General features: G+C 74.2%; 18 protein-coding genes. All 18 read left to right on the top strand.

What is annotated here, in order from left to right; translation table 11 throughout:
• Positions 1-2,132: 2,132 nt before the first annotated feature.
• A complete protein-coding gene (locus ACIP9D_RS04580) occupies positions 2,133-2,756 on the top strand; it encodes a hypothetical protein (protein WP_350871165.1) in 624 nt (207 codons plus the stop codon).
• A 150-nt stretch (positions 2,757-2,906) separates the two neighbouring features.
• A complete protein-coding gene (locus tag ACIP9D_RS04575) occupies positions 2,907-3,371 on the top strand; it encodes a DUF948 domain-containing protein (protein WP_350871047.1) in 465 nt (154 codons plus the stop codon).
• A gap of 27 nt (positions 3,372-3,398) precedes the next feature.
• The gene (locus ACIP9D_RS04570) at positions 3,399-3,704 is read left to right on the top strand and encodes a hypothetical protein (protein ID WP_350871045.1); all 306 of its coding nucleotides are present in this window, start codon (positions 3,399-3,401) and stop codon (positions 3,702-3,704) included.
• Positions 3,701-6,379, top strand: a complete 2,679-nt coding sequence (gene alaS, locus ACIP9D_RS04565; protein ID WP_350871043.1) for an alanine--tRNA ligase — start codon at positions 3,701-3,703, stop codon at positions 6,377-6,379. Before ACIP9D_RS04570 ends, alaS begins: the two co-directional genes overlap by 4 nt.
• A gap of 73 nt (positions 6,380-6,452) precedes the next feature.
• Complete coding sequence (ruvX, locus tag ACIP9D_RS04560; protein ID WP_350871042.1) at positions 6,453-6,911, top strand: Holliday junction resolvase RuvX; 459 nt, start codon at positions 6,453-6,455, stop codon at positions 6,909-6,911.
• Positions 6,911-8,107 (top strand): endolytic transglycosylase MltG, encoded by a 1,197-nt coding sequence (gene mltG, locus ACIP9D_RS04555; RefSeq protein ID WP_350871040.1) that lies wholly within the window; start codon positions 6,911-6,913, stop codon positions 8,105-8,107. The genes ruvX and mltG overlap by 1 nt, the downstream gene beginning before the upstream one ends.
• Positions 8,107-8,931, top strand: a complete 825-nt coding sequence (locus tag ACIP9D_RS04550; RefSeq protein ID WP_350871037.1) for a shikimate dehydrogenase — start codon at positions 8,107-8,109, stop codon at positions 8,929-8,931. Before mltG ends, ACIP9D_RS04550 begins: the two co-directional genes overlap by 1 nt.
• A 142-nt stretch (positions 8,932-9,073) precedes the next feature.
• Positions 9,074-10,777 (top strand): glycoside hydrolase, encoded by a 1,704-nt coding sequence (locus ACIP9D_RS04545; protein WP_350871035.1) that lies wholly within the window; start codon positions 9,074-9,076, stop codon positions 10,775-10,777.
• Between the two features lie 210 nt (positions 10,778-10,987).
• Positions 10,988-12,931 carry a hypothetical protein gene (locus ACIP9D_RS04540; protein WP_350871162.1) on the top strand — a complete coding sequence of 648 codons (1,944 nt, stop codon included), beginning with the start codon at positions 10,988-10,990 and terminating at the stop codon, positions 12,929-12,931.
• An 86-nt stretch (positions 12,932-13,017) separates the two neighbouring features.
• Complete coding sequence (locus ACIP9D_RS04535) at positions 13,018-13,584, top strand: DapH/DapD/GlmU-related protein (protein WP_350871033.1); 567 nt, start codon at positions 13,018-13,020, stop codon at positions 13,582-13,584.
• Positions 13,577-15,172 (top strand): lipopolysaccharide biosynthesis protein, encoded by a 1,596-nt coding sequence (locus tag ACIP9D_RS04530; RefSeq protein WP_350871032.1) that lies wholly within the window; start codon positions 13,577-13,579, stop codon positions 15,170-15,172. Before ACIP9D_RS04535 ends, ACIP9D_RS04530 begins: the two co-directional genes overlap by 8 nt.
• A gap of 2 nt (positions 15,173-15,174) precedes the next feature.
• Positions 15,175-16,536: an O-antigen ligase family protein gene (locus tag ACIP9D_RS04525; protein ID WP_350871030.1), complete on the top strand. Its 1,362-nt coding sequence runs from the start codon at positions 15,175-15,177 to the stop codon at positions 16,534-16,536.
• On the top strand, positions 16,533-18,176 hold the full coding sequence (locus ACIP9D_RS04520) for a lipopolysaccharide biosynthesis protein (protein WP_350871028.1): 1,644 nt from the start codon (positions 16,533-16,535) through the stop codon (positions 18,174-18,176). Before ACIP9D_RS04525 ends, ACIP9D_RS04520 begins: the two co-directional genes overlap by 4 nt.
• An 8-nt stretch (positions 18,177-18,184) precedes the next feature.
• Complete coding sequence (locus tag ACIP9D_RS04515; RefSeq protein WP_350871026.1) at positions 18,185-19,087, top strand: sulfotransferase domain-containing protein; 903 nt, start codon at positions 18,185-18,187, stop codon at positions 19,085-19,087.
• On the top strand, positions 19,084-20,343 hold the full coding sequence (locus ACIP9D_RS04510; protein WP_350871024.1) for a hypothetical protein: 1,260 nt from the start codon (positions 19,084-19,086) through the stop codon (positions 20,341-20,343). The genes ACIP9D_RS04515 and ACIP9D_RS04510 overlap by 4 nt, the downstream gene beginning before the upstream one ends.
• 224 nt (positions 20,344-20,567) lie before the next feature.
• Positions 20,568-21,047 (top strand): UDP-N-acetylglucosamine--LPS N-acetylglucosamine transferase, encoded by a 480-nt coding sequence (locus ACIP9D_RS04505; protein WP_350871022.1) that lies wholly within the window; start codon positions 20,568-20,570, stop codon positions 21,045-21,047.
• A 101-nt stretch (positions 21,048-21,148) separates the two neighbouring features.
• Positions 21,149-21,763 carry a glycosyltransferase gene (locus tag ACIP9D_RS04500; RefSeq protein ID WP_350871161.1) on the top strand — a complete coding sequence of 205 codons (615 nt, stop codon included), beginning with the start codon at positions 21,149-21,151 and terminating at the stop codon, positions 21,761-21,763.
• Positions 21,724-22,674 carry a glycosyltransferase family 2 protein gene (locus ACIP9D_RS04495; protein WP_400449307.1) on the top strand — a complete coding sequence of 317 codons (951 nt, stop codon included), beginning with the start codon at positions 21,724-21,726 and terminating at the stop codon, positions 22,672-22,674. Before ACIP9D_RS04500 ends, ACIP9D_RS04495 begins: the two co-directional genes overlap by 40 nt.
• Positions 22,675-22,762 lie beyond the last annotated feature (88 nt).

Below are 22,762 nucleotides of genomic sequence, written 5' to 3'. Positions count from 1 at the left end.
GTCCGGCCCGCCCGGAGCAGCGGCCACCGGCGCCGCCCGGCGCCGGGCCGACGCCCGGCCCGGCCGCCCCGCACCAGCCCGTCCGCCGCGGCGCGGCGTCGGTACCGGCTCCCGGAGCGCATCCGAACCCGGGCGGCCCGCCGGGGCCCCGGCCAGCCGCCGGCGCCTCGAGAGGCCCGCAGGCCCGCCCGAACCCCGAGGCTCCCGCCGGGCCACCCGGTGCCCGACCCGTAGCCGGTCCGCAGGGCCCCCGGCCCACCCCCGGCGATCCGGCGGGTGCGCCGCCACGCCCGGGTGTTGACGGCCCGGTACGCCCGCCCGGTCCCCGGCCGGTCTCCGGCGGCCCGGCCGGAGCGCCGACGAACCCGCGAAACCTTCCGCCGGTCGGTCAGCCGCCGCTCGGTCAGCCGCCGGCGGTGCCCGGCGGTCTGCGGCCCGACCCCGGTGCCGAGCGCGACCCGCGCCCGGACCGGCGCCGCCGCGGCCCGGTCGGTGCGCTCGCCCCGGACCCCGGGGCTCCGACCACGACCGGGCCGGTCACCGACCGGGCCCCCGCATCCGGTTCCGGTCGCCGGCGGGCACCGGAACCCGAGGAGTCCCCGGTGCCCCGCTCGGGCAACGCTCCGCCCGTTCCCGGCACCTCCGCCGAGGAGCCGACGGCCGGCTCGGCCACCGCCAGCGGACGTCGCCGGCGCCCGGTGGCGGGGGAGACGGAGAGTCCAGCGGGCCGTCGGCGGGCCGTCCCGGACGAGGCCGACACCGCCTCGGGCCGTCGGCATGCGCCCGACGAGGCCGACACCGCCGCCGGCCGTCGGCATGCGGCGGACGGTGCCGAGACCGCCGCGGGCCGTCGACGGGCGGCGGACGACGCCGATGCCACCGCGGGCCGTCGGCGGGTGGAGGCGGAGGAGGCCGAGACCGCCTCCGGTCGGCGGACCGGCGCGGGCGATGCCGGTCCGACCCGGGGCGGTCGCCCCGAACGCCCGGCGGACTGGCTGCGTCAGGCGGGCCGACTGCCACACACCGATCCGAAGCTTCCGGTGATCAACCGCAGCGGGTCGACGCCGTCCGCGCCGACGACCCCGCCGGCCCCGGACCGCTCCACCGGGCGGCGGCCGGCACCCGGCCCGGTCCCGCCGGGTCAGGCCGCGCCGAGCGACCGGCCGACCGGCCGCCGCTCCGCCGTGCCACCCGGCCAGGACCCGACCGGCACGCGGCGCGCCTCCGCGCCGGTGCCACCGACCGCCGAGCCGACCACCGGGCGCGGCGTGCCCGTGGACCCGGGGCCCGGCGACCCGACCGGCCGGCGGGCCGCCGCAGGTCCGCCTCGCCCCGCCGACGACCCCTACCGCTCCGGTCCGGACCGGGGGCGGGGCGCCGACCGGAACACGCCGGCCGAGCCCACCGGTCCCGCCACGCCGGCCCGGGGCGCGGCCCGCCCCGGCCCGGGCGCCGAATCGCCGATCGGTCCCGGCCCGGACGCCGCGACCGGCCCGGTTCGCGGCGCGGCCCGGCCCGGCCCCGACGCACCCGCCCGTGGCGCGGCCCGGCCCGGTCCCGACGTGCCTGCCCGTGGCGCGGCTCGCCCCGGCGCGGATGTCGCCGCCCGGGCCGCCGTCCGCCCCGGCGTGGACGGTCCGGTTCGCGGGGCGGCCCGTCCCGGGCCCGACGGTCCGCCGCACCCCGGTCCGGATCCCGGCGGACGGTCCGGTCCCGACGGTCCCGGCCGGCCCCCGACAGCGGCCGGCGCCGACGATCGCGGCCGGCCCGGCGGCGGACCCCGGCCGGGTAGCGCGGCCGTACCCGCCGCGGCCCGTGCCACCGCCCCCGGCCGGCCGGCCGCCGAGGACCGGGCCGCCGGCCGCGCCCTGCCGCCGCAGCGGGAGGCGGGCCGTCCCGAGCCCTCCGGCGTACCGCCGGTGCCGGTCGTCGGCCGCCCGGCAGAGCCGCCGGCGGTCGCCCGGGCCGCCGCGGTGGTGCCGCCCCCCGGCCCCGCGCTGGACGGCCCCGGCCCCGCGCCGGAGCCGGTGAGCGGATCGCCGCTGCGCAGCGCGGCCGGACCGGACGCCCCGGACGACGAATCCGCCGCGGCCGGCGGCCTGCGCGGCGCCCGCTCGGACCTGCGCCGGCAGATGCGCGAGCGTCGCCGGCTGCGGATGGCCGTGCTGGCGGTGGTCACCCTGGTGCTGCTCGGTGCGGTGCCGGTCTACTTCGGCATCCGGACGCTCAGCCGTGACCCGGTCTTCGACAGCCTCGACGAGCTGAAGGTGCCGGGCTGGGCGGCGGCGCAGACGGTCGACGAGGTCAGCGGCAGCCGGTGGTGCCTGCTCGACTGCCGGCTGCGTGAGCGCACCGTCACCTCGGAGCGCGCGCCGGACGAGACCGTGCAGGTCTACGAGAGCGCGCTGCGGCAGGACGGCTGGCAGCCGTGGAAGGTGGCCCGTTGTCCGGAGCAACAGGAGAAGGGCAGCTACACCTGCTGGCGTCGGGACGAGCTGACCCTCGACCTGTGGGTGCGCGAGCCCGCCTGTGTGCCGCCGCCGGTGGACGGGGAGCCGGCCATCGTGCCGTCTCCCGACCCGTCGGCCGCTGCGGGTACGTGCGCCGGCTCGTTGGTGTCGGTGAAGGTCCGCAACGCGATCGACGACGAGCGGACCCGACCACAGCCGACCACTGATCCGTCACTCACCGGCGAGGATCCGTTCCCGACCCTCAGCGGAGACCCGTTGGGTGAGCTGACACCCTCACCGTCGTGAGCCGGTTTCCATCACGGACGGTAGGGTCTGGGGCTGGCAGGCCCGCCTGCTCCCGTTGACCCGCACGGGTCGTCGAGCGCCGGTGTGGGTACCAAGGTCGCACGTTCCGGGGACGTCCGGTCCCCGGGACTCTGCTTGAGGAGGACAGGCGTGGACATTGGAGAGGTCGCGGCGCTGATCGCGGCGATCGCGTTCGCGATGCTGGTGTTGATCCTGACGCTGCCCATCCTGCGGCTGCGACACACCGTCGACGCCACCACGCGGATGATCAATGACCTCAACGACCGCACCGCTCCGCTGCTCGGCGACGTGAACACCACGGTGAGGAACGTCAACACCACCCTGGAGCAGGTGCAGACGTCGCTCGACGGTGTCAACCTCCAGCTGGCCAAGGTCGACAACATGACCGGCCACGCCCAGAACGTCACCGCCAACGTCGCCAACCTGGTCGCGGTGGTCTCGGCCGCCGCGGCGAACCCGTTGGTCAAGGTCGCGGCCTTCGGCTACGGCGTCCGCAAGGCCGCCTCGGCCCGTCGGCACGCCGAGACCGAGCGTGAGGTGCGCGACACCATCAAGCAGCAGCGGCGGCGGGCCGCCCGGCGCGTCGAGCACTGACGCCGGCGACCAGGAGGTGCGACGAGCATGAGACGGTTGTTCTGGCTGGGCATCGGGCTGGCCGTCGGGGTGGTGGTGGTCCGCAAGGCGACCCGTACCGCACAGGCGTACACCCCGGCCGGCATCGCTAGCACGATGTCCGAATCCGCTGGCGGCCTGGTCGAGTCGCTGCGTAGCTTCGTGGAGGACGTCCGGGTCGGGATGGCCGAGCGCGAGCAGGAGATCCACCACGCGTTCGCCCAGGGCGAGGCGTTCGACGACCACTTCGCCGACCTGCGGGAAGACCCGCGGATCGGCGATCGAGAGATCTTTCCGGAGGAACACCAGCGATGAAGACGGCGGAGATCAAGCGGCGGTACCTCGCGCACTTCGAGGCGAACGGCCATGCCGTGGTGCCGTCCGCTCCGCTGCCCGCCATCAGCGACCCGAACCTGTTGTTCGTCAACGCCGGCATGGTGCAGTTCGTGCCCTACTTCCTGGGGCAGCAGACCCCGCCGTACCGGCGGGCGGTCAGTGTGCAGAAGTGCATCCGGACCCCGGACATCGACGAGGTCGGCAAGACCAGCCGGCACGGCACGTTCTTCCAGATGAACGGCAACTTCTCCTTCGGCGACTACTTCAAGGACGGGGCGATCCCGCTCGCCTGGGACCTGGTCACCAAGTCCCGGGAGCAGGGCGGCTACGGCCTCGACCCGGAGCGGATCTGGCCGACGGTCTACCTGGACGACGACGAGGCGTACGAGATCTGGCGGTCGGTGGGGGTGCCGGCCGAGCGGATCGTGCGTCGCGGCAAGGCGGACAACTTCTGGTCGATGGGCATCCCCGGCCCGTGCGGGCCGTGCTCCGAGCTGTTCTACGACCGCGGCCCCGAGTACGGCCGTGAGGGCGGCCCGGCGGTCGACGAGGACCGCTACATGGAGTTCTGGAACCTGGTCTTCATGCAGTTCGAGCGGGGCCCGGGCACCACCAAGGACGACTACCCGATCCTCGGCGACCTGCCGGCGAAGAACATCGACACCGGCATGGGCCTGGAACGGATGGCCTCGATCCTGCAGGGCGTCGACAACCTCTACGAGATCGACGAGGTCCGGCCGATCCTGGACAAGGCGGCCCAGCTCACCGGCAAGCGGTACGGCGCGCACTCCGGCCACGTGGCCAGCGAGTCGCACCCGGACGACGTGCGGCTGCGGGTGATCGCCGACCACGTGCGTACCGCGCTGATGCTGATCGGCGACGGGGTGACCCCGTCCAACGAGGGGCGCGGCTACGTGCTGCGCCGGATCATGCGCCGGGCGATCCGGTCGGTGCGGCTGCTGGGCTGGCAGGAGCCGGCGCTGCCGGAGCTGCTGCCGGTGGCCCGCGACTGCATGGCGCCGTCCTACCCGGAGCTGGCGACCGACTTCGACCGGATCGCGGAGTACGCGTACGCGGAGGAGGACGCGTTCCTGTCCACGCTGCGGGCGGGCACCACGATCCTGGACACCGCGATCGCGGAGACCCGCACCGCCGGCGGGGCGGCGCTCTCCGGTGAGAAGGCGTTCCAGCTGCACGACACGTACGGCTTCCCGATCGACCTGACCCTGGAGATCGCGGCCGAGCAGGGCCTGCAGGTGGACGCGGAGGGCTTCCGGCGGCTGATGGCCGATCAGCGGTCCCGGGCGAAGGCGGACGCGCAGGCCCGCAAGACCGGGCACACCGACCTGTCGGCATACCGGGCGGTGCTGGACGAGAGCGGCCCGGTGCGGTTCACCGGCTACTCGGAGGTGTCCCGGGAGTCGCGGGTGCGGGCGCTGCTCGGCAAGTCCGGCCCGCTGGGCGGGGCGGTCGAGGGGGACACGGTCGAGCTGGTGCTCGACGTCACCCCGTTCTACGCCGAGGGCGGCGGCCAGCAGCCCGACCAGGGCATGATCACCGTCGGCGCCGGTCAACTCGAGGTGCTCGACGTGCAGCAGCCGGTGCCCGGCCTGATCGTGCACCGAGCCCGGGTGGTCCGGGGTGAGGTGCGCCCGGGCGAGACCGGCTTCGCCGAGATCGACACCACCCGCCGGCGGGCCATTTCCCGCTCGCACACCGCGACGCACCTGGTGCACCAGACCATGCGCAACTTCCTCGGTGAGTCGGCCACCCAGGCGGGTTCGCTGAACGCGCCGGGCCGGCTGCGCTTCGACTTCAACACCCCGACGGGGGTCTCGCCGAGCGTGCTGCGCGACGTCGAGCAGCAGGTCAACGAGGTGCTCCTGGCCGACCTGGAGGTGCACGCCTTCATCACCTCGCTGGACGAGGCGCGGCGGATCGGCGCGATGGCGCTGTTCGGCGAGAAGTACGGCGAGGAGGTCCGCGTCGTCGAGGTCGGTGACTACGCCCGGGAGCTGTGCGGTGGCACGCACGTGGCCCGCTCGGCCCAGCTCGGCCTGGTGAAGATCCTCTCCGAGGCGTCGATCGGTTCGGGGGTACGCCGGGTCGAGGCGCTGGTCGGCATGGACGCGTTCAACTTCCTGGCCCGGGAGCACCTGCTGGTCTCCCGGCTGGCCGAGCTCTACCGGGTGCCCTCCGAGCAGGTGGCCGACCGGGTGGAGCAGACCGTCACCCAGCTCCGCGACGCGGAGAAGGAGCTGGAGAAGCTCCGCGCGCAGCTGGTGCTCGGTGGGGCTGCGGCGCTCGCCGCGCAGGCCAAGGAGGTGCGTGGAGTCGCGTACGTGGGCACCGAGGCGCCGGAGGGCGCGGGCGGCAACGACGTGCGGACCCTCGCCCAGGAGATCCGCGGCAAGATCGACCCGGCCCGGCCGGCGGTGGTCGCGGTGGCGGCCCGCAACAACGGCAAGGCGTCGCTGGTGGTCGCGGTGAACCAGGCGGCCCGGGGCCGGGGGTTGGCCGCGTCGGATCTGGTCAAGGCGGCTTTCTCCGGGCGAGGTGGTGGCAGTCCGGATCTCGCCCAGGGCGGTGGTCTGCCCGCCGCGGAGGCGCCGAACCTGCTGCTCACCGTAGAGAAGGCGATCGCCGAGGCGTGATGGCCCACCTCAGCCAGCCAGGGCGGACCGCTTCGGTCCGCCCTGGTTCGTCATATCCGGCCGGTGACGACCGGTGACCGGGCTGTCGCGCGGGGTGCGCCTCGGCGTGGACGTGGGGCAGGTCCGGGTGGGCGTCGCCCGGTCGGACCCGCACGGGGTGCTGGCCACCCCTCTGGTCACCCTCGCCCGGGACCTCACCGCGGCGCCCGACGCGGTGCCCACCGACCTCGCCGAGCTGTCCGCCCTGGTCACCGAGCACGAGGCGGTCGAGGTCGTCCTCGGCCTTCCGGTCAACCTCGCCGGCAAGCACGGTCCCGCAGCCGTCCATGTGAAGGCGTACGCTGACCGACTGGCCGATGTAATAGCGCCCGTGCCGGTAACGCTCACCGACGAGAGGATGTCCACGGTCGTGGCTTCTCGTAGGCTTGCCGAGCGTGGGGTCCGGGGGAAACGTCAACGCGCGGTTGTCGACCAGGCGGCCGCGGTGGAGATCTTGCAAAGCTGGCTGGACGCGCAGCGGAGGCGGACGTAATGATCGACGATCTGGACCTGGGCTTCGATGAGGCGGAGCGGGGGGAGAAGGGCCGACACCGGCGCGGCTTCGTCCGCAAACGCAACGGGAAGTCCGGTGGACGTGGCAAGACCGTGCTGGCCCTGCTGCTCGCCCTGGTCCTGCTCGGCGGCATCGGCGGCGGAGCCTTCTACGGCTTCGACCGGATCCAGAACTACTTCGTCACCCCCGACTACGACGGCGCCGGCACCGGCGAGGTCAGCGTCGAGATCAAGCAGGGCGCGCTGATCGCCGACATGGCCGTCGCGCTCTACGACGCCGGGGTGATCAAGAGCACCAAGGCGTTCATCGAGGCCGCCGAGGCGAACTCCCGCAGCAAGAACATCCAGCCGGGTCTCTACAAGCTGCGCAAGCAGATGAGCGGCGAGAGCGCCGTCACCGCGATGCTCGACCTCAAGAACAAGATCGTGAACGGGGTCACCATCCCGGAGGGCCGCACCGCCAAGAACGTCTACAAGCTGCTCTCCGAGCACACGAAGATCCCGGTGAAGGAGTTCGAGACCGCGGCGAAGGACCCGATCGGGCTCGGCGTGCCGGACTGGTGGTTCAAGCGCAGCGACGGCAAGAAGGTCAAGCCGTCGATCGAGGGCTTCCTCTACCCGGACACCTACGAGATCCCGCCGAAGGCGACCGCGGAGAGCGTCCTCAAGCTGATGGTCGACAACTTCCTCTCGGTCACCGGCTCGATCCAGTTCGCCGACCGGGTGCAGAAGGAGCGCGGCGGGATCACCCCGTACGAGGCGCTGGTCGTCGCCTCGCTGGCCCAGGCCGAGGCGGGCAACAAGGACGATCTGGGCAAGGTCGCCCGGGTCGCCTACAACCGGGTCTACGGCGAGTTCCCGTGCGGCTGCCTGGAGATGGACGTCACGGTCAACTACTACCTGGAGGCGACCGGTCAGCAGACCAAGTCGTCGAAGGACATGACCGCGGCCGACCTGGACAACCCGAAGAACCCGTACAACCGCAAGCTGCGCGGTCTGGTGCCGACCCCGATCAACAACCCGGGCAAGCAGGCCATGGAGGGCGCGATGGCCCCGCCGCCCGGCAAGTGGCTCTTCTTCGTGGCGATCGACAAGCAGGGGCACTCGGCCTTCGCCGACACCTACGAGCAGCACCAGCAGAACGAGAACAAGGCCCGGGAGGCCGGGATCATCTGATGGCGCAGCGACGGCGGGCGGCGGTGCTCGGCAAGCCGATCGCGCACTCCCTCTCCCCGGTGATCCACAAGGCCGGCTACGCGGCGGCCGGCTTGACCGGGTGGTCGTACACCCGGATCGAGTGCGCGGAGTCGGAGCTGCCGGGGCTGGTCGCCGGCCTGGGCCCGGAGTGGGCCGGGCTGTCGGTGACCATGCCCGGCAAGGAGGCGGCGCTCGCGGTGGCCGACGCCGCCTCGCCGGTCGCGACCGCGGTCGGTGCGGCCAACACGCTGGTACGTCGCCCGGACGGCTCCTGGTACGCGGACAACACCGACGTCGCCGGCATGGTCGACGTGCTCACCACCGCCGGCGTGCGTCCCGGCGTCACGGTGACGGTGCTGGGCGCGGGCGGCACCGCCCGCGCGGCGCTGGCCGCGGCGGCGCGGCTCGAGGCCCGCGCGGTGACCGTGGTGGCGCGGCGGCCGACGGCGGTCGACGAGCTGCGCCCGGTGGCGCGGGCACTCGGCCTGCCGATGACCGGCGCGCCGTGGGTCGACGCCGCCGAGCTGTGCCGCGCCGACGTGGTGGTCTCGACGGTGCCGAAGGGGGTCGCCGACCCGCTCGCCGGCACGGTCGGCTGGCGGCCGGAGACCGTGCTCTTCGACGCGCTCTACGACCCGTGGCCGACCCCGCTGGCCGCCGCGGCGGAGGCGGCCGGCTGCCGGATCGTCTCCGGGCTCGATCTCCTGCTGGCCCAGGCGGTCGGCCAGTTCGAGCAGTTCACCGGCGTGCGCGCCCCGCGCGAGGCGATGGCCGCCGCGCTCGCCGCCGCCCGCCGGCGCTGACCCGGCCCGCCCGCCGACCGCCCACTGTGGCACGCCTTAGGCCAGGATTAAGACGCGCTTAGGTACCCCTGACTTCCTGCCAACATGCGGTGGCCGTCGATACGCTGCTCTCCGTCAACGCAGTAGACACAGGGAGTTTCCGGTGAGCAGGCCAGGACTGCACCGCCTCATCCGACACCACGGCGCCCGGCGTAAGGCCGTGCTCCTCAGCGTGCTCGGCACGTCGGTGGTGGCCGGCATCGTGGCGACCATGATGCCGCTGCTGGCCAGCGACGACCTCTCGATCCGGGCGGCGGCCGACACCACCGCGACGGTGGTGACGCAGGACGGCGACAACTCGGCCAAGACGACCCTGGCCACCTGCCCGGCCCGCTGCGACGGCAACCCGCGCGGCAGTCGGGACGCGGTCATCCAGTTCGCGGTGAGCACCGTGCCGGCCACCGCGGTCAACGTCCGGGCCACCCTGCGGGTGCATGCCTGGCGCACGGCCGCCGCCACGGTGACCGCGCACGCGTCCCCGGTCGACGCCCGGGCGGCCCGGCCGGCCCCGGCGGTCCCGGGCCCGGCGCTGGCCACGGTCACCGCTGTCCGGCCGGGCTTCAACGAGTGGGACGTCTCCAAGCTGGTGACCGGGAACGGCACCTGGACGGTGTCGTTGGCGCAGACCGGCCTGGAGACCAGGGTCTACTGGGCCGCCACCGAGAACCGCGATCCGGAGCTGCGGCCCCGGCTGCTCATCACGTACGACATCGGGACCCGGCCGTCGGCGGTGGTGACCAGCCCGGCGGCGGCGCCGCCGTCGCCGAGCGGGTCGCCCAGCGCCCCGCCGCGGCCGTCGCCGACGACCAGTCCGGCGCGGCCGACGCCGAGCGCGACGCCCAGCCCGTCGGTGGGCTCCGGCCGGTGCGGCGAGGTGTCGGCGAAGCTGGTGCCCTCCTGCGGCGCCTGGTGGGGCATGTACTCGCCCACCAGCGCGGCGGACGGGTGGGATCACGGCGGGGCCGTCAGCGAGGTGGAGGCGCAGGTCGGACGGCGGTTCGACATCGTGCACCGCTACCACGACTTCTCCAACACCGGCAGCAACGGCGCGTTCCCGGACGTCTACGAGCGGCAGCAGATGCGCGAGGGCCGGCTGCTCTTCTTCGCCTGGGAGTCCCGGATCTTCTCCAGCGGCAAGGTGCTGACCTGGGCCGACATCTACAGTGGCCGGCACGACGCGACCATCGACGCGGTGGCCGGTCGGATCCGCGACACCGGCGTGCCGGTCTTCATGGGCTTCGACCACGAGCCGGAGGACGAGCCGGCCAAGGGCAGCGACGCCGAGTTCGTCCGCGCCTGGCGGCACGTGCACGACCGGTTCGCGGCGGCCGGGGCGGCGAACGCGGTCTGGGTCTGGACGATGATGGGCTGGTCCGGGCACTACAACCGGTACGCGGGCCTCTATCCGGGCGACCGCTATGTCGACTGGGTGGCCTACGACCCGTACAACTTCCACGTCTGCAACGGCAGCACGGTGTGGAAGAGCCCGAGCACCACGGTCGGCGGCTTCTACCGGTGGCTGGACGAGCACGGCATCGGGGCCGGCAAGCCGCGGATGCTCGCCGAGTTCGGCACCAACTTCAACTCCGCCGACCCGGCGGCGAAGCAGCGCTGGTTCGAGGAGTTCCCGGCCGCGTTGAAGGCGCACCCGAAGATCAAGGCGGCGATCTACTTCAACTCCGCCGGCATGACCACCACCACGGGCAACTGCAACATGACGATGAACCACGACGCGTCCGCGTTGGCCGGCTTCGCCCGCGCCGGGCAGGACAGCTACCTGCGGCAGCCCACCGGAGGGAGCCGCTGACGACGCTGACCGTCGGGTGACGGGACGTCGCCGGGTCGGGACGGACATCCGACTCGGCCACGTTCTGTCAGCTAGCGGATTCACTGACCGCCCAATCGGCGGATATCGGCCACCAGGGTTGGCGAGGCACGCTACGCGGGTTCTCATCCATCTTGGAGGCGTAGCGTGCCTGAACTCCCGTTCTCCCGGCGCCCTTCGACAAGACTTCGCATCTGGGCGGGGACGGTCGCGCTGACCACCGTCGCCGCGGTACTCGCCGTGCCGACCGTGACCTCCGCGGCCGTGGTGCCCACGCCGGCGCCGGCGACCGTGGTGTCGGCTAACCCGGCCAATGCGACCCCGCACGCCAGAGACGGTGAGACCCGGGCGTTCGCGGAGGTCGGCAACCTGGTGTTCGTCGGCGGGAGCTTCACCCAGATCCGCCAGACCGCCAGCTCCGCGTGGGTCACCCAGCGCTACCTCTTCGCGTACGACCGGAGCACCGGCACGATCTCCACCGGCTTCCTGCCGGTGCTGGACGGCGCGGTCAACACGCTGATCGCCGGCCCCGGCGGGACGCTCATCGTCGGCGGCACCTTCAAGAACGTCAACGGGGTCGCCCGGCGGAACCTGGTCGCGCTCAACCCGACCACCGGCGCGATCATCGACAGCTGGGTCGGCCGCTCGGACGGCGGCACGGTCCGCGACCTGGTGCTGCACGGCAACTGGCTCTACGTGGCCGGCGCGTTCAACTGGCTCAACGGCACCGCGCACGCCGGTCTCGGCCGGCTCAACGCGACCACCGGCGCGATCGACCCGACCTTCAACGTCAACGCCACCGTCGGGCGGCACAGCACCACGTCGTACGTCTGGACCATCGACGTCTCGCCCGACGGCGGCACGCTCGCCGTGGGCGGCAACTTCCTCAACGTCAACGACCTGCCGCGCAACCAGATGGCGTTGGTCGACCTGACCGGCACCCCGACCGTGCTGGACTGGAGCACCGAGAAGTTCGTGCCGCCGTGCGCGGCCCCGGCGACCTTCGTCCACTACGTACAGGACGTCAAGTTCGGCGGCGACGGCAGCTGGTTCGTGGTCGGCACCAACGGCGGCGCCGGCTGGCCGGCCGCGTACTGCGACGCGCTGGTCCGGTTCGAGACCGCGAACCGGGGCAGCGGCCAGCTCGCCACCTGGGTCGACTTCACCGGCAACGACACGGTCACCTCGGTGGAGGTGGCCGACAACGTCATCTACCTCGGCGGGCACTTCCGCTGGCTGAACAACCCGAACGCCAGCGACAACGCCGGCGCCGGCGCGGTCGACCGGCTGGGCATCGGTGCGGTCACCCCGGCCACCGGCATGCCGATCAACTGGAACCCCCGCCGTAGCGGCGGCTCGGCGCTGCCCTCCGGCGCCAGCTCGTGGGGGTCCGCGGTGCCGGTGCTCTGGCGCGGATCCGACGGGCTCTACTTCGGGCACAACTCCGACGGGATGGGCGAGGAGTACCACGGCCGGCTCGGCATGTTCCCGCTGGCCGGCGGGCGCACCATCACCCCGAAGAACCCGCCGACGGCCAGCACCGGCAACCTCTACCTCGGTACCGGCCCGGGCACGGTGGCCAAGGTGCCCTTCAACGGCACCACCCTCGGCACGCCGACCACGGTCAGCCAGCCCAACTACACGGCGGCCGGCGCGACCTGGCGGGTCGACGACCGGATCTACTGGTCGCACGCGGTGGCCGGCACCCCCACCGGCAGCCGGATCGACATCTCGCTGTTCAGCGGCGGAGCGATCGGCGCGCCGTGGGAGGCCTCCGGCTACAACGACTGGTACAACCCGGCCGCGCTGACCGGCGCGTTCTTCCTCAACGGACGGCTCTACTACACCCGCAGCGGGGCGAACGCGCTCTACTACCGCTACTTCGAGATCGACGGCAACTACCTCGGCGCCACCGAGTTCAGCCTGCCCACCACCGGGGTGACCTGGTCGACGGTGCGCGGGATGGCCTGGGTCGGCGGCCGGATCGTCTACGGCGCCACCGACGGCACGCTGCGCAGCGTCCCGTTCGACCCGACGGCCGCTCCGGTGGTCGACGGGACGGCCACCACGGTGGTGGCGACGGCGACACCGGAGCTCACCTGGTCCTCGCCGTCGACGTTCTTCGCGGTGCAGTGATCGACCGTCTACTCTTCGTAGCCGATCATCGGTAGATTGTTCACGTCGGGCCGGCGACGGGACCACCGTCGCCGGCCCTGCCACACATGGGGGAGGGGTCGTTGGCCGGTGCCGGTGGTCTCCGCGGTGGGCGCGCGGTGCGCGTCGTCTTCGCCGTCAAACGTGGCTGGTACCGGCTGCGCTACCGGCGGCTGACGCTCGGCCGCGACGTCGAGATCCGCGGCCGGATCCGGCTGCGTCGCGGGATCCGGGTCCACATCGGCGAGCGCACCCGGATCAACAAGCTGGTCCGCTTCGCCGGCCCGGGCGAGGTCCGGGTCGGGGCCGACTGTCTGCTCAACGCCACCTGGATCGGCAGCTGGACCTCGGTGACCATTGAGGACCGCTGCCTGCTCTCCGACTGCGAGTTGCTCGACAGCGACTTCCACAACCTGCCGCCCAAGCTGCGGCACGACCCGGCCACCCCGGCCACCCGGGCCCCGATCGTCGTCGAGGAGAACGTCTGGATCGGCACCCACGCGTTGGTGCTGAAGGGCGTCCGGATCGGCCGGGACTCGGTCGTCGGTGCGGCCACCGTGGTTCGCACCGACGTGCCGCCGGGCGTCGTGGTCGTCGGCAATCCTCAACAGACGGTGAAGAAGTTCCATGACTGACCCAGCAGCCGGTTCCTGGCCCGTCGACGCCGCGCGCGGCGGCGGTGCGGGCCGCACGGTGACCCTGACCGACCTGCTCCGCGTGCCCCTGCACCGGTTCCGCCTCGTCGCCGGGGTGGCCGCGGTCGGCCTGCTCGCCGCGCTCGGCTACCTGGTGCTGGTCCCGTCGGCGGTGACCGCCAGCGCGGTGGTGGCGGTCCGGCCGGTGGTGACCGACGCGTTCACGCCGAGCGGCGCCGGCGCCGACCGCGCGGTGAACATGAACGTGGAGAGCGGCATCGCCACCGGCACCGAGGTGGTGCAGCGGCTCGCCGACGCGGTCGACGGCGACCCGCGCGACATCCGCGCCGCGCTCGAGGTCGAGGTGCCGACCGGCGGGCAGATCCTGCGCTTCCTCTACCAGGCGCCCAGCCCGCAGCGCGCGGTGGAGAGCGCTAACCTCGCCGCCCAGGCCTACCTGGACGTGCGGCGCACCATGTACGAGAAGCAGCGCTCCGAGATGCTGCGCTCCTACGACGAGAGCATTGCCAAGGTCGTCGCCCAGCAGAGCGCGGTGCAGAAGCGGGTCAACGGCGCCCGCGACACCGCCGCCGGGGACGCCGCGGTGGCCGAGCTCGCCGGGATCAACAGCCAGCTGACCCAGCTCAACTCCGCGCGTACCGAGATCGCCGCGGTCGACGTCAACCCCGGCTGGGTCACCCAGACCGCGGAGAAGGCGCTGGTCTCCGCCGCCGGGCACCGGCCGACCTACCTCCTCGCCGGTCTGCTCGGCGGCCTGCTCGTCGGGGTCATGCTGGCCTACCTGTGGGAGTCGATGGACCGGCGGATCCGTTCGGTGACCGACGGCCGTGACGCCACCGGCCTGCCCCTGCTGGGCACCGTGCGGCGGCAGCGGTTCCGGGGCCCGCGCCGGGCCGTCGACGCCGACGTGCGCTACGTGGCGATGGCGATCGCCGAGCGGGTCCGACAGCCCGCCCGGGTCGCCCTGCTGACCGCCCGCGAGGATCCGAGCGGGCTGACCGCCGGGCTCGCCGTGGCGCTGGCCGCCGACGGTCGGGAGGTGTTCGTCGCCGACGACAGCGGGCGGGTCGAGCGGCTGCGCACCGCCGTGCTCGCCGACCGGGGGCGGCTGCCGGCGGTCGCCGAACCCACCCGGTCGATCGTGCCCAAGCCGCGCCCGGCCGGGACGCCCGTGGCAGCGGACACGGCGGCGCGACGGCCGTCGCCGCACCCGCCCGGCGCGCGCCCCTCGACCGACCCGGACGCCACCCTGACCCTGCCGCGGGTCACCTCCGCGCAGGGCGGCGAGAACGGCCGGGTGATCGGGGCCGAGGACGTGCCGGTCGGCATCGGCAGCGTCCGGTTCGGCAGTTGGCGTCAGGGCGCCGACCACGGGCTGGTGCTCTACAACGCCCCGCCGGCGGAGTCCGACGAGCGCGGCGTGGCGATCGCCCGCCAGGGCACCGCGGTGGTGGTGGTGGAGCGGGACCGGACCCGGCAGAGCGACCTGCGCCGGCTGGTCGAGCGGCTGCGGGCCGCCGGGGTGACGCCGTTGGGCTTCGTGCTCACCCGCAGCGGCCGGGGCTGACCGTGTCGACCACCCGGGCCCCGGCCACCAGCGATCCGGCCGGGGGTGATCCGCGGCCGGCCGCGCCGCTCGATCCGCCGCCGGCGCCCGCGCCGCCGCTGCTGCCGCTCTGGCCGCTGGCGGTGATGTTCGGGCTGGTGCCGCTCTGGTGGCTGGCCGGCGCCTTCTACCTCGGCTGGCCGCTGCTCGGCGCGCTGCTCTTCGTGCTGCTGGTCACCCGGGGGCGGGTGCCGCTGCCCCCGGCGACGGGAATCTGGCTGCTGTTCCTCTGCCTCGTGGTGGTGAGTGCCACCCAGTTGCAGGCGCCGTCGGCGGTGCTGTCGTTCACGCTGCGGCTGGCCTTCTACGCCACCGCGCTGGTCGTCGGGGTCTACGTCTACACCGCCGTGCGCGAGCGCGCCGACCCCGTGGCCGTGCTGACCCCGCTCTGCGCGTTCTGGTGCGGGCTGGTCGTGCTGGGCTGGCTGGGGGTGCTGGTACCCCGGTTGGCGATGACCACGCCGATGGAGCTGCTGCTCCCGGGCGGAGTGGCCGGCAACCCGTTCATCCAGGACATGGTGCACCTGAGCACGGCCGAGTACAGCGCCCGGTCCCTGAACCCGATCTACCGACCGGCGGCGCCCTTCCCGTACACGAACAACTACGGCAGCGCGTACGCGATGACGCTGCCCGCCGTGGTCGCGTACACCATGCTGCGCCCCCGCGGCGTGCTGCGCTGGCTGCTCCTGGCGACGCTGCCGCTGTCGCTGGCGCCGGCGTTCCTCACCCTCAACCGGGGGATGTTCCTCAGCCTCGGCGCGGGGCTGGCCGTGCTGGGCATCCGGGCCGGTCTGCGCGGGAATGTGCGGGTGGCGGCGTCCATCGTCGGGATCGTGGTGATCAGCGGGCTCGCCACCCTGTTCATCCCGGTCACCGAGCTGATCGGCAACCGGGTCGAGTCCAGTGACACCAACACCGACCGGCTCTCGCTCTATCTCGAGGTTATCCGGCGGATAGCGGACTCGCCGTGGCTCGGCTACGGCGCGCCGGTCAACGTGGACACCGTCACCGCGGCCGCGCCCATCGGCACGCAGGGGCAGCTCTGGATGGTGCTGTTCAGCCACGGCGTGCCCGCGTTGCTCTGCTTCCTCGCCTGGTTCGTGGTCGCCGCGGTGCTCTGCGCCCGGGCCACCTCGGCCGCCGGCCAGTGGCTGGCGGTGGTCCCCGTGGTCTGCCTGGTGCAGTTCCCGTTCTACGGCATGGCCAGTCCGAACCTCGCCGTCGCGTTCTTCGCCATCACCTTCGCGATCGCGATCGCCGAACGCGAGGCCCGCGCCACCCGGCGCGCGCGCCCGACCCGACGTCCCGAGGCGGTGCCGGCATGACCGCCGCCACCCGTCCCGGTGGTCCGACGGGGGCGTCCGGCGGTTCGGCGACCGGCCCCGGCGCCGTCGTCGCCGACGAGAGCGTCGATCCGATCGACCGCACGGTGGAGGCCCGCCGGGGCGCCCGCAGCGGCGCCGCCGGGCTGGTCGGCGCCGCGACCAGCGGCCTCTTCGGTTTCGTGCTCGCGGTCGTGATCACCCGGGGCTACGGCACGGTGGGCTCGGGCGCGTTCTTCGCCGCGATCGGAGTGGTCACCGTCGCCACCGCGGTCTGCACGCTCGGGGCGGAGACCGGGTTGATGTGGGCCCTGCCGCGGCGGCGCACCGGGCCGGGCGGGAACGCCGCCCGGGTGCTGCCGGTCGCGCTGATCCCGCCGCTGGTCGTCGCGGTGCTGGTCGCCGGCGTCGGGGTGCTGGCCGCCGACGCGTTCGCGCCCCGGCTGCTGGGCGGCTCCGGCGCCGCCGGCCCGCCGCTGCTGGCGCTGAGCTTCGCGGCGGTGCCGGTGGTGGTCGGGATGACCCTGCTGCTCGCGGCGCTGCGCTGCGTACGGCCGATCCGGGCGTACGTCGCGGTGCAGTTCTTCCTGCTGCCGGTCGCCCGGCCGGTGCTGGTCGGCGCGGCCGCCCTCGCCGGTGGTGGCCTGCTCGCCGGCATGACCGGTTGGCTGGTGCCGGCGGCGCTCGCGCTGCTGGTCTGCCTCACTCTGGTCGCCGGTCCGCTCGGCGTCGGCCGGGGCGCGGTGCTGCGCCCGGAGCGGGCCGACTGGTCGGTGTTCTGGCGGTTCGCGCTGCCCCGGGCCGCCTCGGCCGCGATCGACGCGGGCAGCATGTGGGTGGGGGTACTGCTCACCTCGGTGCTCGCCGGGCAGGCCGACGCCGGCGTGTTCGGCGCGGTCGGCCGCTACATTCTCGCCGGGCAGTTGGCCATGCAGGGGCTGCGGGTGGCGGTCTCGCCGCAGCTGTCCCGGCTGCTCGGCCGCGGCGAGCGGGCGGCCGCGGCGGCGGTGCACCGGCAGCTGACCACCTGGGCGCTGGTGCTCTCCTGGCCGGTCTATCTGCTGCTCGCCGTCTTCGGGCCGGCCTTCCTCCAGCTCTTCGGCCCGGAGTTCGCCGCCGGCGCGCCGGCGATGACGGTGCTGGCGCTGGCCATGCTGGTCAACACCGGGGTCGGCAACGTGCAGAGCCTGCTGCTGATGGGCGGGCGCAGCGGCCTGCACCTGACCGCCGCCCTCGCCGGCCTGCTGGTCACCGTCTCCCTGGGGCTGTGGCTGATCCCCGGGCACGGCGCGACCGGCGCGGCGCTGGCCTGGGCGGCCGGGATCGTCACCGAGAACCTCACCGCCGCCGCCTGCGCCCGGGCGGTGGTCGGTCAGCCCCTGCTCGACGCGGCGCTGTTGCGGGCGGCAGCCGGAACGGTCGCCGTGGTGGGTACGGCGGCGCTCGCCGGTGTGCTGGGCGCCGGGCGGGAGATCCCCGGGCTGGCGGTGGCGCTTGCGGTGCTGGCGGCCGGCTGCGTCGGCTTGTTGACGTTGCCCCGGGTGCGACGGCGCATCCGGGTGACCATGAGTCAGGTCCGTGGCCGGGAGCAGGCGGCGCCGACCGCCGCCGATGCCGCCGCGGCGTCGATGAAGGGCAGGTGAGGTCCGTCGTGCCGTCCATCCGAGACCGGGTGAAGCAGCTCGTGCCGACCCAGGTGACCGACCGGGTGAAGGACTCTCTGGTCGACTACGCGGTGCGCACCAGCGACCGGCGGCCACTGCCGGACTTCCTCATCATCGGCACCAAGCGGGGCGGCACCACCTCGCTCTGGAACTACCTGGTGCAGCACCCGCTGGTGCCGCGCCTCTTTCCGGCCTGGAACACCAAGGCCTCGCACTACTTCGAGGAGAACTGGCACCGGGGCGAGGCGTGGTACCGCTCGCACTTTCCGACCGTCCGGCAGCGGGCGGCGCTGGAGAGCCGGCACGGCGGGCCGGTGCGGGTCGGCGAGGCCGCCCCGCTCTACATGTTCCATCCGCTGGCGGCGCAGCGGGTCGCCGCGCTGATGCCGTCGGTACGGCTGGTGGTGCTGCTGCGGGACCCGGTCGAGCGGGCGTACTCGCACTGGAAGGAGCGGCGGACGCACGGCATCGAGCCGCTGGACTTCGCCGACGCGCTCGCCGCCGAGGAGAAACGCACGGCGGGGGAGCGGGAGCGGCTTCTCGCCGAGCCGGAGTACTTCAGCGAACGCTACGACTGGTACAGCTACCGGGCCCGGGGGCGCTACCTGGAACACCTGGAGCCGTGGCTGGACCGGTTCGACCGGGCGCAGATCCTCTTCCTGCCCAGCGAGGACCTCTACCGCGACGCCCGCGGCACCTACCGCCGCACGCTCGACTTCCTCGGGCTGCCCCCGCACGACCTGCCCGACTTCAAGGTCTACAACGACCGCCGTTCGGCGCCGCTGGAGCCGGCGCTGCGGGCGGAGCTGACCGCGTACTACCGGCCGTACAACGACGCGCTGCGCCGGCGGCTCGGGCTGGACCTCGACTGGCCGGACCGGGCGGCGTGACCGCCTCGGTCGCCGCGTCCGCCGATCCGCGTACCCGCGGCGACGGGCTGGGCTGGGTGAGCCGGGCGGTCTTCGGCGACGAACGGGTGGCGCTGACCGTGGGCGGCGCCCCGCCGGCCGGGCACCGGGCGGTCGCCCGCTACGCGGTGGTGCCGTCGCTGTCCCGGGCCCGTTTCCTGCTGCCGCTCGGCGCGCCCCGGGTCACCGCGGCATCGCTGCTGGCGTACAACGCGCTGCGGCCGCCGAAGGTGCGCGCGGTCCGGGCCGCGCTCGGCGGGCTGTCCCGGGTCGGCGCGGTGCAGCGGGCCTTTCCCACCCTGACCGTCGCGGTGCCGGCCGGGGCGCCGCTGGCCGAGCTGCTGCTGGCCGAGCGGCTCGCCGCGGCCCTCGGCGGCGCGCCGCTGCACGCCGCCTGCGGGGTACGGCCACCGGACGCCAACCACAAACCCACCCTGCAGCTCTTCACCGCCGACGGCCGGCCCCGCGGGTACGCGAAGATCGGCTGGAACGGCGCCACCCGGGCGCTGGTCGCCGCCGAGTCCGCCGCGCTGCGCACGCTGGCCGAGGTGATCGGGGTGCCCGACCATCCGGTGACGCCCCGGCTGCTCGCCGAGCTCGACTGGGCGGGGCAGCTCATCGCCGTGGTCGAGCCACTGCCGTCGAGGGTGCGCGGGGTGCCGGTCACCGATCCGCCTCGGATCGCGGCGCTGCTCGCGGTGGCCCGTCGGGGCCGTCCGGCGGCGCCGCCCCGGCCGCTGGCCGGATCGCCGTTCCTGGCCCGGTTGACCGCCGAGGCGGACCGCTCCGCCGTGGCCGAACCGGCCGGCGCCCGGGCAGTCGCCGCGGTGACGGAGCTGGCCCGCCGGCACGGCGGCACACCGGTCGAGTTCGGGCACTGGCACGGCGACTGGGTGCCGTGGAACCTGGGCCGGCACGACGGCCGGCTGGTCGCGTGGGACTGGGAGCACAGTGGACCGGACGTACCCCTCGGCTTCGACCTGGCGCACGACGCGTTCCAGCGGGCCGTGGTGCTGCGCGCGGAACCGGCCGCGACGGCCGCGCGGGCCGTCGACGCGCAGCTCGACCGGTACGGCGAGCGGTTGGGGCTCGGGCCGGCACAGCGCCGCCTCGTGGCCGACGGCTACCTGCTGGAGATGTGGCTGCGGACCTGGCGGCTGGCCGACGCCGGGGCGGGCTGGAACAGCGCGTTGCATCCCGCGCTCCTGGACGTCATCGAGAAACGACATAGCGGCTGATCCGGTCGGATCGCCACGCCGATGACTGTTGACCATTGGCGTAGCGTGACGGAAGAATTGCTGGTCGTGATGGTGGTCGATGGACCGCCGGGCGTACGGGGTGGCCGGCGACCCCGGCGGAGGGGCGGTCGATCACCCGGTCGCCCTATACAACGGTCGGTCGAGCTGTGATCTGCTCTTGCGTGGCGCCGACCGAAACTCCAAGCGAACTTGTGGGGAGTCGCGTGGACACGAACACTGAGGATGGCGGGCCCCCGGTCCTGCTGCTGGTCAGTTCCAGCGGCGGCCACCTGGCCCAACTTCTGGCACTGCGGCCCTGGTACGAGCAGCGGCGTCGGTGCTGGGTCACCTTCGACACGCCGGAGGCGGTGTCGCTGCTCGCCGGCGAGGAACTGGTGCCGGCGCACCACCCGACCACCCGCAACGTGCCGAACCTGTTGCGCAACGCGGTGCTCGCCTGGCGGGTGCTGCGTCGCCGGCGGGTCGCCGCGGTGGTCACCACCGGCGCCGGCGTCGCCGTCCCGTTCGTGGTGGTGGCCCGGCTGCGCGGCATCCCGACCGTCTACATCGAGGTGTACGACCGGATCGACACCCCGACGCTGACCGCCCGGCTCTGCCGCCCGTTCCTCAGCGCCATGCTCGTGCAGTGGGACGAGCAGCGCCGGCAGTACCCCGAGGCGACCGTCGTGGGGACGCTGCTGTGAGCGGGGACGCGACAACCGGGACCGCCCCGGCGCACCGGCCCGCGCCGACCCGGCCGGCGTCGCACCCGGCCCGGCCCGCCGGCCGCCCCGACCCGACCCGGGTGCCGCGCCAGCGCGACCGCGCCGACGCCGCCCGACTCCAGCTGCTGGTCGCCGTCGGCACCGACAAGCACCCCTTCGACCGGCTGGTGAACTGGCTGGAGGAGTGGCACGCCGAGGCCACCGACCAGATCGGGCTCACCGTCCAGCATGGGCACACCCGGGCCCCCGCGGTGCCCGGCGCGGTGCCGTTCCTCGGCCACGACGCGTTGCAGACCGCGATGGCCGACGCCGACCTGGTGGTCTGTCACGGCGGGCCGGCGACGATCCTGGAGGCCCGCCGGCACGGTCACCTGCCGATCGTGGTCCCCCGGGATCCGTCCCACGGCGAGCACGTCGACGATCACCAGCTGCTCTTCGCCCGCCGGCTCGGCGCGGCCGGCATGGTCGCGCTCTGCGAGTCCCGGCAGGACCTGCGCACCGCGCTCGCCGCCGGGCTGGCCGACGCGGCCCGCTTCGCGGTCGCCGCGGACCCGCAGGCGCACGACGCGCGGCACGAGGCGGTGAACCGGGTCGGGCAGATCGTGGACGGGCTGGTCGCCGCAGCGGCCGGGCGACGCCGGCAGTGGTGGCGGGCGTGGGCCCGGCCCACCCAGGGCGAGGGGCGCAAGCCGTGACGCCCACGGTCAGCGTCGTGGTGCCCACCCGGGACCGGCCGGAGCTGCTCCGCGCCGCCGTACGGGCCATCCTCGACCAGGACCATCCCGCCCCCATCGAGGTCGTGGTGGTCTACGACCAGTCCGAGCCGGACGGGTCGCTGGCCGCGCTGTCCCGGCCCGAGCGCAGCGTGCGGGTGATCCGCAACGAGCGCACCCCCGGGCTGGCCGGGGCGCGCAACTCGGGCACCCTGGCCGCCGACGGGGAGTTGATCGCGTTCTGCGACGACGACGACGAGTGGCTGCCGGGCAAGCTCGCCGCCCAGGTCGCCGCGCTCGCCGCCGCGCCCGAGGCGGAGTTCGTCAGCTGCGGCATCCGGGTCAGCTACGACGGGCACACCGTCGACCGGGTGCTCGACAAGGACCGGGTCGGCCTCGCCGATCTGCTGCGCGACCGGATGACCGAGCTGCACCCGTCCACCTTCGTGATCCGCGCCGCCGCGCTGCGCGACGGCTTCGGGCTGGTCGACGAGGAGATCCCGGGCAGCTACGCCGAGGACTACGAGTTCCTGCTCCGGGCGGCGCGCAGCGCGCCGCTGGTCAACCTGCGCACCCCGTACGTGCTGGTGCGCTGGCACAAGCGGTCCTACTTCGCGCAGCGCTGGGACACCATCTCCGAGGCGTTGCAGTGGCTGCTGAAGCGCTACCCGGAGTTCGCCGGCCAGCCGGCCGGCGAGGCGCGGGTGGCGGGTCAGATCGCCTTCGCCCGGGCCGCCTCCGGTGACCGGCGCGGCGCCGTCCGCTGGGCCCGCCACACCCTGCGGCGCAACCCGCGCGAGCCGCGCGCCTACCTGGCGCTCGCGGTGGCCGGCCGGGTGGTCCGCGCGGACGCGGTGCTGCGCAGCCTGCACCGGCGCGGCCGGGGGATCTGACGATGGCGCCGCCGGATCGGCCGGGCGGATTCGGCGGGGACGCGTTTGTTCCACGAGCCCTGATGGCACGGACCGATCGGCCGATGAC

It is taken from the genome of Micromonospora sp. NPDC093243 (assembly GCF_044753725.1).
Taxonomy (GTDB): Bacteria; Actinomycetota; Actinomycetes; order Mycobacteriales; family Micromonosporaceae; genus Micromonospora.
This window is presented reverse-complemented; position numbering and strand designations above follow the sequence as displayed.

What these genes read in the sequence shown, in the direction of transcription:
- ACIP9D_RS04520 (WP_350871028.1), top strand. Translation starts at nt 16,533, where the DNA reads ATGACCGCCGCCACCCGTCCCGGTGGTCCGACGGGGGCGTCCGGCGGT.
- ACIP9D_RS04530 (WP_350871032.1), top strand. Translation starts at nt 13,577, where the DNA reads ATGACTGACCCAGCAGCCGGTTCCTGGCCCGTCGACGCCGCGCGCGGC.
- ACIP9D_RS04535 (WP_350871033.1), top strand. Translation starts at nt 13,018, where the DNA reads ATGGGGGAGGGGTCGTTGGCCGGTGCCGGTGGTCTCCGCGGTGGGCGC.
- mltG (WP_350871040.1), top strand. Translation starts at nt 6,911, where the DNA reads ATGATCGACGATCTGGACCTGGGCTTCGATGAGGCGGAGCGGGGGGAG.
- ACIP9D_RS04580 (WP_350871165.1), top strand. Translation starts at nt 2,133, where the DNA reads ATGCGCGAGCGTCGCCGGCTGCGGATGGCCGTGCTGGCGGTGGTCACC.
- ACIP9D_RS04550 (WP_350871037.1), top strand. Translation starts at nt 8,107, where the DNA reads ATGGCGCAGCGACGGCGGGCGGCGGTGCTCGGCAAGCCGATCGCGCAC.
- ACIP9D_RS04570 (WP_350871045.1), top strand. Translation starts at nt 3,399, where the DNA reads ATGAGACGGTTGTTCTGGCTGGGCATCGGGCTGGCCGTCGGGGTGGTG.
- alaS (WP_350871043.1), top strand. Translation starts at nt 3,701, where the DNA reads ATGAAGACGGCGGAGATCAAGCGGCGGTACCTCGCGCACTTCGAGGCG.